Source organism: Alteromonas sp. RW2A1 (assembly GCF_001886475.1).
Classification (GTDB): Bacteria; Pseudomonadota; Gammaproteobacteria; order Enterobacterales; family Alteromonadaceae; genus Alteromonas; species Alteromonas hispanica.
The window spans coordinates 3,551,957-3,567,118 of record NZ_CP018031.1; the positions used below are offsets into that span (position 1 = coordinate 3,551,957).

General features: G+C 43.1%; 12 protein-coding genes. 8 read left to right on the forward strand and 4 right to left on the reverse strand.

Translation table 11 applies throughout. The annotated features are described in order from the left end of the window. The first annotated feature begins 51 nt into the window (after positions 1-51). Positions 52-849 carry a hypothetical protein gene (locus BM528_RS15715; RefSeq protein ID WP_071980648.1) on the forward strand — a complete coding sequence of 266 codons (798 nt, stop codon included), beginning with the start codon at positions 52-54 and terminating at the stop codon, positions 847-849. A gap of 596 nt (positions 850-1,445) precedes the next feature. Here BM528_RS15715 and mdh read toward each other — a convergent pair. Beyond that, positions 1,446-2,384, reverse strand: coding sequence for a malate dehydrogenase (gene mdh / locus BM528_RS15720; RefSeq protein ID WP_071980649.1), 939 nt, complete (start codon positions 2,382-2,384; stop codon positions 1,446-1,448). A gap of 260 nt (positions 2,385-2,644) precedes the next feature. Between mdh and argR the strand changes: the two genes are divergently transcribed. Further along, positions 2,645-3,109, forward strand: coding sequence for a transcriptional regulator ArgR (gene argR / locus BM528_RS15725; protein ID WP_071980650.1), 465 nt, complete (start codon positions 2,645-2,647; stop codon positions 3,107-3,109). Between the two features lie 223 nt (positions 3,110-3,332). On the opposite strand, the gene BM528_RS15730 is transcribed toward argR, so the two are convergent. Both BM528_RS15730 and BM528_RS15735 read right to left on the reverse strand, forming a co-directional pair. Then, a complete protein-coding gene (locus tag BM528_RS15730) occupies positions 3,333-4,016 on the reverse strand; it encodes a type 1 glutamine amidotransferase domain-containing protein (protein WP_071980651.1) in 684 nt (227 codons plus the stop codon). 146 nt (positions 4,017-4,162) lie between these two features. Continuing rightward, on the reverse strand, positions 4,163-7,333 hold the full coding sequence (locus BM528_RS15735) for a TonB-dependent receptor (protein ID WP_071980652.1): 3,171 nt from the start codon (positions 7,331-7,333) through the stop codon (positions 4,163-4,165). Between the two features lie 417 nt (positions 7,334-7,750). On the opposite strand from BM528_RS15735, the gene BM528_RS15740 reads away from it, so the two are divergent. The 5 genes from BM528_RS15740 (at position 7,751) to BM528_RS15760 (ending at position 12,665) form a co-directional block, all read left to right on the forward strand. After that, a complete protein-coding gene (locus tag BM528_RS15740) occupies positions 7,751-8,602 on the forward strand; it encodes a PhnD/SsuA/transferrin family substrate-binding protein (RefSeq protein WP_232230510.1) in 852 nt (283 codons plus the stop codon). Continuing rightward, positions 8,599-9,567 (forward strand): hypothetical protein, encoded by a 969-nt coding sequence (locus tag BM528_RS15745; protein ID WP_071980654.1) that lies wholly within the window; start codon positions 8,599-8,601, stop codon positions 9,565-9,567. Before BM528_RS15740 ends, BM528_RS15745 begins: the two co-directional genes overlap by 4 nt. A 242-nt stretch (positions 9,568-9,809) precedes the next feature. Then, the gene (udk, locus tag BM528_RS15750) at positions 9,810-10,433 is read left to right on the forward strand and encodes a uridine kinase (protein WP_032095511.1); all 624 of its coding nucleotides are present in this window, start codon (positions 9,810-9,812) and stop codon (positions 10,431-10,433) included. 12 nt (positions 10,434-10,445) lie between these two features. Beyond that, on the forward strand, positions 10,446-11,657 hold the full coding sequence (locus BM528_RS15755) for a NupC/NupG family nucleoside CNT transporter (RefSeq protein WP_071980655.1): 1,212 nt from the start codon (positions 10,446-10,448) through the stop codon (positions 11,655-11,657). A 168-nt stretch (positions 11,658-11,825) separates the two neighbouring features. Then, positions 11,826-12,665 (forward strand): isopenicillin N synthase family dioxygenase, encoded by an 840-nt coding sequence (locus BM528_RS15760; protein ID WP_071980656.1) that lies wholly within the window; start codon positions 11,826-11,828, stop codon positions 12,663-12,665. Positions 12,666-12,893: 228 nt separating this feature from the next. Here BM528_RS15760 and BM528_RS15765 read toward each other — a convergent pair whose 3' ends face one another. Further along, positions 12,894-14,069: a tetratricopeptide repeat protein gene (locus BM528_RS15765; protein ID WP_071980657.1), complete on the reverse strand. Its 1,176-nt coding sequence runs from the start codon at positions 14,067-14,069 to the stop codon at positions 12,894-12,896. 296 nt (positions 14,070-14,365) lie between these two features. On the opposite strand from BM528_RS15765, the gene BM528_RS15770 reads away from it, so the two are divergent. Beyond that, entirely contained in the window at positions 14,366-14,872 is a 507-nt protein-coding gene (locus tag BM528_RS15770; RefSeq protein ID WP_071980658.1) for a fasciclin domain-containing protein, read from the forward strand. Positions 14,873-15,162 lie beyond the last annotated feature (290 nt).

The following is a 15,162-nucleotide window of genomic DNA, read 5'->3' on the forward strand; positions in this document are numbered from 1 at the left end:
TACGAGCCTGACAACCTTGAAAGCCGTCTCCTCTTTTTTAAAGGATTAAAAATGCGCATTATTCTACTAACACTATTTATTGCGTCGTTGTCGCTAAGTAATATCGGCAACGCTAAAACTATGGAAATGTCACCAGGGTTATGGGAAGGCATTGCTGATGATGAATTAACCTTCAGACTGCTTGAAATAACTGACAGTGATGAACACTACTTCTATGAAATAGTCATTCCGGGTGGTTTGAAAAAAGTTCGACGTACAACCTTCACCAACAGCGATATAAAGTGCATAGAAAACCGGTGCACAATCAACACTATTATTGAAGACAACGTAACGCGAACTCTCACCCTATCTCCTTATTTAGGGATCGGTTTTTCGGTTTTAGAATCTAGCTATAAAGGGGATGATAGTTATTTATCTCGAACCTATCGGCTTGTAAAACAAGAAGCAAAATCCACTCCCCGTAAATTTGTTGAGAATCGTAAGCATATCATTCTGGACGCTGAGAAGAGTTTAGTAGAGCACCCCTACGGTACATGGGTTGGCGTGATGCAGTATTTAGATGAGCCAGAGCTGGCATTACTCCAATTAAACGAGCATAAACAGGGAACATTAAGTGTATATAGCAAAGGCACTAATACATTTCAGGAAACTCAAACTCATTTTTCGCCAGACAACGTCAGTATAAACGGTAAAGTGATCGAGATTGAAGCCTCACACACTACCTTCGCCTCAAACATTCTTTTATTTGTTAAAGCTGAAGGCATGATACACGGCTATACCTATGCCCTACATAAAGGTTACCCAGTAGGCTCGGGCGAAATAAAACTGTACAGAATTAAAAATCAATAAGGTGGCGAAGCCTACTGGATGTAACAAAAAGGCTGGATACGTAAGGTCGTAACAGACTGCATTTACTTATTTTAAAAGTAAGCGATCAATATAGACCGTTGTGATTCGTTTAGTGTTTGAGGCTATCTTCGTTTAAGGAGATGCGTTCTATATCTAACCGTGCTTCACAGCCGAAGTTTTTGTTGCCATCAGTAAAGTCTCCGTTAGTAAAATCTACGGAGGCTATTTTACGGAGTAGCTAAATCTGGGGAAGACGGCCTATATTGATCGCTTACTTTTAAAACGCAGTGAATCGATGCTATGCGGGGAATGCTTAAACTGGAAGGCTTGTAACAAGCAGGCTTTTACTCTTTCAAGAGCCCGTGCATGAGTGCGGCGGCGAAGCCTACAAGATGTAACAAAAAGGCTGGATACGTAAGGTCGTAACAGACTGTCTGTTCTTATACTCAAACGCAGTAAATGGATGCTATGCGGGGAATGCTTAAACTGGTGGGCTTGTAATGAGCAGGCTCTCCACCGCAGGGATGCGGTGGCGAAGCCTACAAGGATGTATTCACGGCGGGCCTGCGTTTACAAGCCTACCAGTGATTTCACCCCTAGCCGTTTACGAAATCTACGCCTAGCTTGATGTCGCCACGTAGGCCTTCAAGCATGTCGTTTTTCGCTTTTTCTTCAAATGCGCTTAGCTCGCCGTATGGCAAGATTTCTTCAACACCGTTTGCACTTAAGCGAACTGGGTGAGCGAAGAATGCTGCGTCATCGCTGTCGTCTGTTTGTACATAAGTGTACTCAACAACGTTCTCGCCTTGCATTGCTGCAACTAGAGATAGGCAGAAACGAGCTGCTGCTTGACCCATAGAAAGGGTTGCAGAGCCGCCGCCCGCTTTTGCTTCAACAACTTCAGTACCCGCATTTTGGATACGAGTCGTTAGGCTAGCCACTTCTTCGTCGGTAAACTCAACACCTTCAACTTGTGAAAGAAGAGGAAGAATAGTTGTACCAGAGTGACCACCGATTACCGGCACGTGCACAGAAGATACGTCTACACCTTTAAGCTCAGCAACAAAAGTTTCGGCGCGGATTACGTCTAGCGTAGTTACACCGAAAAGTTTGTTTTTGTTGTAAACGCCTTTTGCTTTAAGCGTTTCAGCTGCGATAGCAACTGTAGTATTAACTGGGTTGGTGATGATTCCAACACACGCGTCTGGACAGTTATCAGCAACACCTTCAATAAGGTTTTTAACGATTCCAGCGTTGATGTTGAATAGATCAGAACGATCCATACCCGGCTTACGCGGCATACCAGCTGGAATAAGAACAACGTCTGATCCAGTTAGTGCACCAGCTAGGTCATCTTTACCGTGACCGGTTACTTTAACCGCAGTGGGGATGTGGCTTAAATCAACTGCAACACCAGGAACAACTGGCGCAACGTCATAAAGCGCTAAATCTGAACCTGCTGGCAATTGTGTTTTTAACAACAACGACAGCGCTTGACCGATACCACCTGCAGCACCTAACACGGCTACTTTCATACCATTTCTCCTATGGGATTACTCACGTATTTAAACGGAACGTCACACTAATGCAACGCGGGGGAAAACTCAATCACCGGATCGTCTTATTGACGCCATAAACAGCGATTTTTTGTCAATATTCATTATCATGGATGATTATGCAAACAAATTGCCTAAAGTCCACCTGTGGGGCACAATATGCGAACAAAAACTGAATTCAGTTGTTTTGGCCATACCCTACTGGTTAAAACAACTAATGAGACAAAAAAGAGCGCTTAATGGCTAACACAAAACAAGAACAACTGATTAAAGCTTTCAAAGAAATACTTAAAGCTGAGAGCTACGGTTCACAAGGTGAAATAGTAGATGCCTTAAAGGCGCAAAACTTCGACAATATTAGTCAGTCGAAAATATCAAGAATGCTCAGTAAGTTTGGCGCTGTACGCACTCGTAACGCTCGTGGAGACATGGTTTACTGCCTACCACCAGAGCTTGGAATGCCCACTGCCAAAAGCCCGTTAAAACAGCTTGTGCTTGATGTAGTACACAACAATGTAATGGTCATTATTAGAACCAGCCCAGGCGCAGCACAACTTATTGCCAGGCTACTAGACTCGTTGAGTAAAAAAGATGGCGTACTGGGCACCATTGCTGGTGACGATACTATCTTTATCGCGCCTGCGGATGTTCAAAAAATTGAAGAATTGCGAATTCGTGTGGAAGAGTTATTCGACAACGTTTGACTAATACAGTGTTTAATAAAGACAGTGTTTAACTAAGACAACGTTTAATAAAGACAGTCTCTAACTGAGACAATCTTACTAAGTAGCGCCAAACAATAAACGTCACAGCCTGTAAAAGAGCCGCCGATAGACATTCACTATGAAGTGAGGCCATTGGCGGCTTTTTGCGTTTTAGTTCACGTTATCATGTATTCACACCATCGGTGTAGTGCAACGAAGCACTCTATGACAGCAACTTAATTAAGGCATCTGCGGCAGGTCGTGATGACGGTGGATTCTGACCCGTTACCAGTAACCCGTCGGTACATACCTTCACTGCAAAATCGTCTGCAGCTTCAAATTTACCGCCTTTATTTCGCAGCTCGTCTTCCACTAAATAAGGCACCACATCAGTTAACTGCATTGCAGCTTCTTCACTGTTTGTGAAACCTGTTACTGCCTTACCTGCAACAAGAAAGCTACCATCAGGCATCTTCACGTCTTTAAGTACAATTGGCGCATGACACACCGCACCAACAGGCTTATTCGCAGCAATAGTATCTTCAATTAATTTAATTGAATGAGTGTTGTCCGACAAATCCCATAATGGGCCATGTCCGCCTGGGTAAAATACCGCATCGAATTCTTCTGCTCTCACATCTTCTAACGGAATTGTAGACGCGATTGCACTTCGGGCAATATCGTCTTTTGTGTAGCGAATAGCATCGTCGGTCATGGCGTCGTCGGAGAGACTATTGGGGTCGATAGGTACCTGACCACCCATAGGTGATGCAAGTGTAATGGAGTAGCCCTGGTCTTTGAATGTATAGTAGGGAGAGGCAAACTCTTCCAACCACATACCGGTTTTGTTACCCGTATTGCCCATGATTTCGTGTGATGTCATTACCATAAGAATAGACTTTGACATTTGACCTCCTTGCATTGATTTCCAGAAAATAGAGTCTTTTTCTTTCGTCCAAGGTGAATGATTAGATCAAAAAAAATGCCACTGCCCGTAAAGGCAAGTGGCATTTAACACTACAAAGATTTTACGTAGTTTTAAAACTATCGATATTAGAAGCGGTAATTAATACCTACACGAGCAGACCAAGTTGATGCTGGTGTATCAACTCGTTGGCCGCGAGGCCCATCGAAGTTTTCGAAGGTATATACCCCGTCAGCAAAAGACGCGTCTACAACAGGTTCGTTATATTCAAATGGAACTTGTCTAAGCGTGCCCCACTCGTCGTTGAGAAGATTTCCTAGGTTTCTTACAACAAAGAATATTTCTCCTGTGTGTCCTTCCATAAAGCCAGGAATGTCCTGAGATATACGAAGGTCAACCCTAGAAACCCAATCTGAGTCTTGAGCATTTCTATCGACAATTGTGCCGCGCGAACCGTTCAGACCAGCATCGGCAATAAAGTCGTTAAAGGCTGCTTGGTCAAACTCAGGCGCGTAATTGACGATAGGATCATTCTCAAGTGGTACATAAAGAAGGTTTCTATCTTCAAAGAAACGCTCATCACCAAAACCTGGGTCTCCATCGAATGTGTAGCTAAACACTTGACCGCTGCGGCGAGTCGCGAAAAGATTCACACGCGTTGGATAGCCGTCGATAAACTCATGCGCATAACTAAGGTTTAACGTAAAGCGATGTTCAACCTGGTAGTTACTTGTCGCAACAGCTGGTTGCCCTAGGTCACGAACCGAAAGGTTACCAAAGTTTGAACTTGCGGTTGAGCTGTTCATTGGACTACCTTGCTCAATGTCTTGATGAGAGTAGCCAAAGTTAACGTCAAACCCGTTTTCGAAGGTCTTCTGCGCTGTAAAGGTATAAACCCAGCCATCACCCTCATCAGGGTTATTGGTTAGCAAATAATCTGTACCTGAACGACCACAATCTGAGCTAAGTGGATCAGCTTGACAGTCAGCATCCAATGCATCGAAGTCTTGGTAAACTGGGCGACCATCTGGTGCAGTACCAATGTTACGCACGTTCAGCGGTACTGACATAGCCGGGTTATCTTCACGCGTATAAATAATATCAGCGGCCAAGATTACACCGTATTGAACTTCTTTTTGGATACCAATGTTATATTTCCACAGCGCAGGCACTTCAAAACCTGGCGCCATAGCATTAACTGCACCGTCTCCACCAACAAAGAACTCTTCGTCAGTCGATAGCGCAGGTACTTCGAAACCAAAATTGGCGGTGTTAGTACCATCTAATGCTGCTAATACTCGAGGGTCTGTAGCATCCCCTTCAAACTCTGAACCACGAATAGACACGCCATTGTTTGAGTAGTTGTTTGACAACCACACATTTGGATTTCCGCCCGCGAATAAGCCCGCTCCACCATAAATAAACGTTTCATCATCAACAATGTAGTTGAAACCCAAGCGAGGCTGAACGAGGTCAAAGTCTGGACCTTGTGCATTAGAAAAGCCATAGCGCTGCTCGAAACGGCTGTTTGCAACAGGGTCGCTGTCAGAATCCCAACGGTCATAACGAAGACCAAATGTTAGGGTAAGGTCTGCATTTACCATCCAGCGGTCTTGCATGTAAGCAGTAAATGTATTGAACTCAAATTCGGCTGCACCGTCATTAACATCTAGTGACGGAGGAATGTTGTATTCAATTCGGCTAGCCTGTTGGTTCTCAAAGTCTTCTAAAGAATCAAATTCAAAAATCCCTTGGCTGCCTGGCACGAATAAGTTAAATACCGAGACACTCTCATACTCAACACCTGCCATGATTTCGTGATCGCCCTCAAAATAATTAGCGATGAACACGTAGTTGTCAGTATCATAGTTAAGCTGATTAGCTTGGCGGAATTGGTCAGCACCAATATTAAAATCAACGTTTGGTACGACGTCGAAAATAGTTACAGAGCCAAAATCAGGCTGCGTAGTCTGAGGAGTCTGGCCGTTAACTACTTCTGCTCGGTTCACACGAAATTGGGTTGAAAGTTTTGAAGACCAGTCAGAGAAAATCTGAACACCGTAGGTTGTCAACTCATTTGCGCGCTGATAGAAACGGTCTGAAAATGCAAAGCTGTCATTACCCAATCCAGAAGTACTTAGTGTAAAGCCTTCTGTATTTTGGTAAGTGATCTGTGCACGGTGGTCATTGTTGATTTCCCAATCAAGCTTAGCGAGTATTTTTTCTTCTTTAAGGTCAAGCGAACTAAGTACATCACCAACTTGGTAACCGTATACGTCATTCGCAATTCCAGCTACGCGGTCAACAACGTCTTGTGTTAACCCTTCAATCTCATTAAGGACAGGGGCACCTTCTGGTCCAAACTCAATAATTTCTACTGGCTCGTGCTTTTCAAAGGCACCAAAGAAAAACAACTTATCTTTGATTATTGGGAAACCGATAGTCGCACCATAGCGACGCTCGTTAAACGCTGGAACAACAAAATCGTCACCATCGACCGAGTCGCCTTGCAATGAGTCATTGGTGTAGTCAAAGAATACGCTTCCGTGTACTTCGTTAGTACCAGAACGCGTTACCGCATTGATATTACAACCTGTGAATCCACCATACTGGACGTTAAATGGCGCAAGCTCAACAGCAACTTGATCGATAGCGTCAAATGGGAAAGGAAGGCGTTCTGTTGGGTACCCGTTTGCGTTGAGACCGAAGTTATCATTCTGCTTAACACCATCAACCGTTAAGCTGTTGAAACGGTTGTTTACACCAGCACATCCGATCGCGTTTGCATTAGTCGGATCGATTGAGATACGTGGATCGGTAGCAATAACGTCTTTGATATCTCGGTCTACGTTCGGCTGCGTTTGTAAATCTTCAAATCCAAAGTTTGCCGACGGTCCATTTGTTTCTGTTATAACACCACCTGCATAACCGCTTACCACAATTCGCTCTACATCTGTGGGCTGCAACGAAATATCGATAGATGATGATTCACCAAGTGACAGATAAACATCTTCAACAGTACGAGAACCACTGCTGTCAGTTACATTTATTGTGTAAGGACCACCAACGCGAAGGCCGCGAGCGCTGAAAGCACCGTTGCTCTCAGACTCGTAGGTACGAGTTTGTCCTGTGCGTTGGTCGGTAATAGTTATCGTAGCACCATCAACGATTGCACCAGATTCCGTAACAATAGTACCGCGAATACCTGATGATGTTTCTTGGGCAATAGCTGTTCCAGCTAAGCCAGCAGAAACAGCAACAGCGATCGCAACGCGGCTGAGTTTTGCTTTAAAGTTCATGTGTGTTTCCCTTTTGTTTAGAATGTTTTTCTAATTAGATGTTACAGACAACTTATCGCTCGCCCTGTGTTTTGGACAAGATTTGGGTAAATTGTCTTCGAGCTTCGTGTCATTTTTATTACAAAATTGCGTTTTTGTTTACGCAGAATTCATATATCGTGAACAGCTACGCCTATCTAAGCTGACCAAGCGGTCAAGTTAAATTACTTATTGTTATTATTGTTTCCTACTCGCAATTTACATCGCTATTCTTGTCACACCCGCGACTAATAAACAGCGTTTAACAAAAATCAGATTAACCCACAACAAAAAGATAAAAATCATGCAGATAGAGCAATAAAATAAACTTACCTATTGCAATAAATAATCTTAGCTGTTGAAATACTACTTTCGATTATTAACTTTATTGGTCGTTTTTTGACAACTCTTCGAATTGTTTCTTTACTAAAATGGTGGTTGTTAGTATTCGCTGCAGTCTGCTGCGTCTCGATTAATTATTTTTCAAATTTACGGAACTTTTCTGACATACCACCACAAACAGGTCAACATTTAACCTGCAATGGCGGGTTTTCAGCCAATGCCGACCGATTTTCAGTATATGTTACAGACAGCAGAATCGCGCAGCTTGCTAGCGAAAAAATCTGTAACAATAATGTCATAAAACGACAATATGGAGAGGTAAAGGTAATAATAGGTCAGAGTGACTATGACACCTTTCGTTATATCAATCATGGCGTGGTTGATTTAGCATTAGTTAAACGAAACGTAGTAGACGCCTTTGCAGCAAACGATATCTACGGCTTAACGCCTATCGCATCTCACCCAGATTACGGGGCATTTTTTATCTCATTACGAGAAAAGCCTAAACTAGAAAAAGAATATTTATTGGGAAAGCGAATTGGCTTGCTCGACTACCCTAGCAGCCGCTCTGGGCACATAGTGCCTAAAACAGTATTAAAGCGGCTTGGGTTAAGTGATACTAATGTGAACATTGTATATTACAGCTCACATCAAGAACTGAGGCGTGCCCTGCTCGCTGGTGAGGTTGATATCATTTCCTCTTATTGGGCAAAAGACGATGAAGAAATTCTGTCAAAAAATTATACCGCACCATTATTACAGCAGGTAAGCGGAATGCGTTGGTATTTAAAGATGCAAACTCAAAACACCGACCTGTTTTGCGCAATGCAGTCAGTCATCCATGATATTGCTATGGCACATCCACGTCCCTACTATAAGAATATTGTTCTTGAGGAAGGCTGCCGATGAACATTTCAAATAAACTGTCATTTAAATCTAAGCGACGAATTGTTATGAGTGGATTGACGCTGCTTTTTTTATTGCAGTGCATAGCTTTTGCAGGACAGTTTGTTTCATATCAAAGCACGCTTCATGGCGCTATTGATAAGGTTGAACGAAGAATTAGTTTAGACAGCGCTTTTTTAGATGTGGGTAATCAAACTCTGCAAACGCCAGTAAATAGCTACGCAATATGGCAATACACTACATCGTTGAATGCGGAGTTATCTACCCAAGGCTACCCTGTTTTAGTTAAGTCTATTCAGGGTGAAGAATTTAAAAGTGAGGAAATATCAACACTCAGCTTTCCAAAAAGTTATACAACTGTTTTGAGAAATGCCGAACAGCGCATAGATATAGAGATAGTAAGCAAACCTATTTCTAGCGCACTTGGTTTTAGTTGGACCGCTTTGATTGCGTCACTACTTATAATGCCAATGTTTGCGATTAACACCAGAACCACTGCAAAGCAAATGGCGCAACGAGCAGAGGCATTACTACCCCCTACCCCAAAGCTTATTATCAACTTGCAAGATAAAACCATATCAAACGGCGTCACCGATAATGCTGTGACGTTGCAGAACAAACCACTATGCTTCTACACCGCGTTAGTGAAGTTCTGCATCGAGAATCATGGAGTGCAATTACCTCCGCACAAAGACGTACCCAATGAGTTGGTCGCACTGGCGAATAAAAGTTTTGGTCGCCTTATTGAGTTAGGCCATACCAAACGGAAAAGGCCGGACTTCAATGCTAATTTAGATAAAACCCTCAGCGAAATTCGCGCAGCACTTGATGAAGTATTTGCCAACTACCCGACGGAAAAAGAAACCTACTATCCACCAAGGGCGCAAGGTGAAGGGTCTCGGTCAAAACAGCATTCTTATGCTTTACCCAAAATCGCGTTAGCTGACATAGAAATAATTGGTAACTAGGGGGTTGGTCTAGACAGTTTGCTTTAAATTTAAACAACAACCCGCTGTATATGAATAATATTGACCAATTGGATAACGTCTTCATGTTTTAATGAATGGCCTGCAATACCTTGAAATATCGGTGAACTTCAAGAAAAGACCTAGCAAAGACCGATCCAAAATACTAGGCTGCGTGAATATATCATTGATTCGCGAGGGCTAAGCGCGTATCTTTGCACCAACAAAATCAGCTTTTTAGTACTATGCAATCGCCATTAATTATTGCCATTTCTGGAGCTTCAGGCTCTGGAAAGTCTCTTTTTACAAAAAATTTATTTAACGGATTCAGCGCACAAGGCCGTCCTGTCCAGGTTTTGCGCGAAGACCATTACTATCGCGCGCAAGATCATCTGCCCATGGAGCAGAGAGAGCAAAACAACTACGACCATCCCAATGCATTTGAGCATGAGCTTCTAAAAGCTCATTTACAGGCGTTAAGAGAAGGTCAGCCCATAGACTATCCACATTATTGTTATAAAACGCATACTCGTTTGCCTGAAACAGAGCGCTTAAACCCTGCGCCGGTTATTATACTTGAAGGCATCATGTTGTTAGCACGCACCGATTTGCTGCCGTTATACGATGTGAAAATATTTATCGATACTCCCCTCGATATTTGCCTAATGCGAAGAATGATGCGCGATTTAAAAGAGCGCGGTAGATCGATAGAGTCTGTAGCAAAACAGTACGAAGAGACTGTTAAGCCAATGTATCACCAGTTTATAGAGCCTAGCCGCTTTACTGCCGACGTAGTGGTAACGCAGGGTGGAAAAAATCAAATTGCATTAGATGTGATCAAATCACACATTCAGCAAGCGCTTCTTTAAGGGAAATAATTTATGGTAGGTTTACTGGGCGTTGCGCTCCTTATAGGTATTGCATTAGCGATGTCGTCGGCAAGGCGCAGTATTAACTGGCGTACTGTTGGTGGAGCATTTGCTATACAAGCTGCTGTTGGTGCGTTTGTCCTGTATTCTGAACCCGGTAAGCAATTTCTGTATAAAGCAACGCAGTTTGTGGCCAATATTATTGGCTACAGCCAGCAGGGAATTGACTTTCTATTTGGCCCTATTGGCAATAAATCGTTAGGATTCATATTTGCGTTCAACGTACTTCCCGTCATTGTTTTCTTTTCCGCGCTTATCGCGGTGCTTTATCATTTAAAGGTAATGGGCATCATTATCAAGGTGATCGGTGGCTTTCTTCAAAAAGCGCTGGGCACCAGCCGACCCGAATCTATGTCTTCAGCTGCCAACATTTTCGTAGGCCAAACTGAAGCGCCTTTAGTCGTACGCCCTTTTATACCCCATATGACCAGCTCTGAACTATTTGCCATCATGGTGGGTGGTTTAGCATCAATTGCTGGTTCTGTTATGGCCGGCTACGCCGGAATGGGCGTAGAGCTTAAATACCTTTTAGCGGCCAGCTTTATGGCTGCGCCTGGCGGCTTATTGATGGCAAAAATCATCTTGCCTGAAACAAGTAAGCCAAACGAAGATTTACATGACGTAGACGCAGACGACGCGGGCTATGCCAATGTATTTGATGCTGCCGCTAGTGGCGCAGCATCAGGCATGCAACTTGCGCTTAACGTAGGTGCAATGCTACTCGCTTTCATAGCCCTCATTGCCATGTTCAACGGCCTCATTGGCTGGAGCGCAGGTTTGTTCGGTTATGAAAACGTCACGTTTGAAGGGATCCTGGGGTTTGTTCTTCAACCACTTGCATGGGCAATCGGCGTTCCATGGGAAGAAGCACAACTTGCGGGCAGTTTTATTGGTCAAAAGATGGTAGTGAATGAATTTGTTGCCTATCTCAATTTCTTAGAAAACCAAGATCAATTGTCCGAAGCTTCTCAGGCCATTATCACCTTTGCACTATGTGGTTTTGCAAACTTCTCTTCTATCGCGATTTTGATGGGCGGAATTGGCGCTATGGCACCAACTCGCAGAAAAGAAATTGCGCGACTGGGATTAAAAGCGGTTATTGCTGCAACCTTATCAAACTTAATGAGTGCCGCACTAGCGGGCTTTTTCCTCTCTCTCAGTTAAATTTTATTTAAACAGACCATTTAGTCAGTTTTTTACTAGACTAAATGGTCAGGTTTATGTAAATTACGCGCATTCTTCGCTGACGTTGATGTAAATCAATATCAGCGACTTTTTTCTGTAGCCCGTCTACCTTTATAATGCCGCAATCTAAATATACGGGAAAACATTATGCAATTAGTTGCTGTTGACTACCAAGCTGAAAACGCGCAAGAAGAATTTGTTAAATCGTTGCGTGAGACTGGGTTTGGTGTATTGAAAAATCACCCTATCAAGCAGTCTTTAGTTCAAGGTATTTATGACAATTGGCAGGATTTCTTCAACAGTGAAGAGAAGAACGATTACCTTTACAACAAGGGTAAGCAAGACGGATTTTTCCCTCAGAGCGTTTCTGAGGTAGCTAAGGGCTTCACGAAAAAAGATATCAAAGAGTATTATCACTATTACCCTTGGGGACAATGTCCTGAGTCTTTACGTCCTCAGATCTCTCAATATTATGAAGAAGCGAATACGCTTGCCACAGAATTATTGGGTTGGATAGAAGCGCACTCGCCAAGTGAAGTCAGTGATAAATATAGCCAGCCTTTAGGTAATATGATCAAAGATTCAGATCAAACCTTATTGCGTGTTCTTCATTATCCGCCTCTAAGCGGCGATGAAGAAGTGGATGCCATCCGCGCTGCTGCTCATGAAGACATTAACTTAATTACTATTTTGCCAGCAGCTAACGAGCCTGGTCTTCAGGTTCAGGCTAAAGACGGTAGCTGGTTAGATGTACCGTGTGACTTTGGTAGTTTGATTGTGAATATTGGCGACATGCTTCAAGAAGCATCCGGTCACTACTTCCCATCGACTACCCACAGGGTTATAAATCCAGATGGTGCAGACATGACGAAGTCGCGTATTTCACTGCCTTTGTTCTTACACCCTCGCCCAGATGTTGTTCTTTCAGAACGTCATACCGCAGGCTCATACCTGCAAGAGCGCCTTCGTGAACTAGGCGTGATTTAAGTGAAGTTCCTTTTGTAGTGTTACCTTGCCACGGCTAGTCCGTGGCTTTTTTTTACCTGTTTTTTAGTGCCTGTCTTACTTAGCTCTATTATGCCTGTCTCGATAAGCCTACTTTTTATACCTGTCTTAATAAGTTGCTTTTTATGCCTGTCTCGTTAAGCCCTTTTTATGCCTGTCTCGTTAACTTTCTATGCCTGTCTTTCTATTTATGTTCCTAAGATAAGGCTGCTAACGCTCATTGTGTGCTAATGCAGCTAACTTTGAAGAATAATGCTGTGCGCTGTACTTATCGGGGGAAAAATTAACCGCGCCTTGCAAATAGCGCTGAGCATTGCTGATGTCTCCAAGTTCGTAATAGGCCTTAGCTAACCCAAAAAGAATTTCATGATTTTTTCTATCCAATCGCACTGCCCGTTGATAATGAGCTAAGGCCTTTGCAAACTCTCCGTCTTCGAAAGACTGCTCGCCTAGAATAAAGTGATAAAACGGATTGGTTTTACGTTTTGTTTCCACACTTGCAAGCAACTGCTTCGACTCCTCATGCCTGTTCTGGTGCCGATACAAGATCGCGAGATTTTCCCAAACAGTTAAGTTCTCCGAATCTAACGAAAGCGCGTGCTGATAAATATTCTCGGCAAGTTTCAATTCGCCTTTCATTCTGTAAAGCACCCCTAAGTTTGTCCAGCTTTGCTGAAGTTGAGGTGCAACTTCGGTAGCGGCTTTAAAATACTTGTAGGCCCGAGTATAACTATTTGCAACCAGAGCGTCGGCACCTTTATTGTTGTAAAACATGGCCAACACACTTTGTTTAGATACAGGTACGCGAGGAAAGCGACTGCGAATAGCCTGAGGATCAAAGTCTACATCCGCCCAGGTGGTACCTAATACAATAGACGAGGGATTATCTGATGCACTTACCCGCAAGTTCACGTGACCATTGAGCAAGCTAAAACCATCCCTCCTAGTCCAGTACTCGGGAATGTCAACTTCGTATAATGTCGCATTAAGGCCAACATGCTCGGCAAGTGCAAACGTCATTATAGATAGTGAAAGACAATTTGCCGCTCGGTTGCTAAATGTTGTATTTGCTACCGTGTTTGCATTATTGCGATATGCAATGCCATTATCAGAGTAGTCGAGGATGGCACTGACAAAGCCTCGAACATTTTTGGCCTTTTTGGTAGTAACATTCGCGGTTTCATCCAGTATGGCGCGCTCTGCAAACCGCTTCGCCTCTTTTCCAAGATAGAAAACGTCTTGCTCTGTCTCAATAGTAAAGAGTTGGTGGCTTGGGAATAAATCATCTCTTAGCAAGCTTTTAGTACTTACCGAGCTTGTAGAGGTAACGCTCTGGCATGCAGCTAGAAACGCGCAGGTGGCGAGTAATACACGTCGAGTGAACATATCTCTTACTCCAAGAAAATACTCGATACTTTAGTATAGACCTTGAACTGCGATTATTGCTTTACATCTCATTAATCCTAGCGCTGCGTACACCAGCGGCTTTTTATGAAGGATTGATAAAATATATTCGATCGCCTACAGCCCTTTCATTTAAAGGTTTTTCGTCTAAGAGAAGAGCGTATTACATAAAGTTAATCATCATTTTAGACAAAAGTACCGTAACCACTAGCGAAATCAGATTTGTAAACAAGTAGTAAATCTAACGTTCATAATTTTAAACTTTAAGGAAATAAATCATGCGTAAGTTTTTAAGTGCTTTAGTGATAATGGTAGTGAGTTCTTCGGCTTTTGCAGGTCATCATAAAATGGGCGACCACAAGGACATCGTAGATACTGCTGCGAGTAACCCAATGTTCTCAACGCTAGTTGCGGCTGTGAAAGCAGGCGGCCTGGTAGATACATTGAAAGGCGACGGCCCGTTTACTGTGTTTGCACCAACAGATGAGGCATTTGCTGCGCTTCCTGCAGGTACGCTAGACATGCTTTTGAAGCCAGAGAATAAAGACACCCTAGTACAAATTCTTACTTACCATGTAGTAGCGGGTAAGGTAAAAGCTGAAGATGTAGTTACTTTGTCATCTGCAACTACAGTTGAAGGTAGCGATGTATCGGTTACTGCTGCAATGGGTAAAGTAAAAATCAATAATGCAAACGTTATCAAAGCTGACGTAATGGCTGAGAACGGTGTAATTCACGTTATCGACGCTGTATTACTACCTGCTGAAGTAGCAGCTGCGTTATAAGAGTAAAATCGCTTCGTAAACAAAAGCGATAGTTAGAACATCAAATAAAACCACCGCTTTATTCCCAAACATTAGGACATAAATGCGGTGGTTTGTTAGTTTTCGCTTTGGTTATCTAGCCCCGTTCACTCAACTCTTGCTCTAAAATACTCCCCCACGTTTCCGAATGCCGTCAATTGTCTTCACGCATAAATATTTAGTGTAAATGGCCAATGTTAAACTTATGTTGAATGCACTTTTCTGTTCAGCAGGTGTAATGTGTTATTTAAACGCCAGCTAGGCGTTATAGT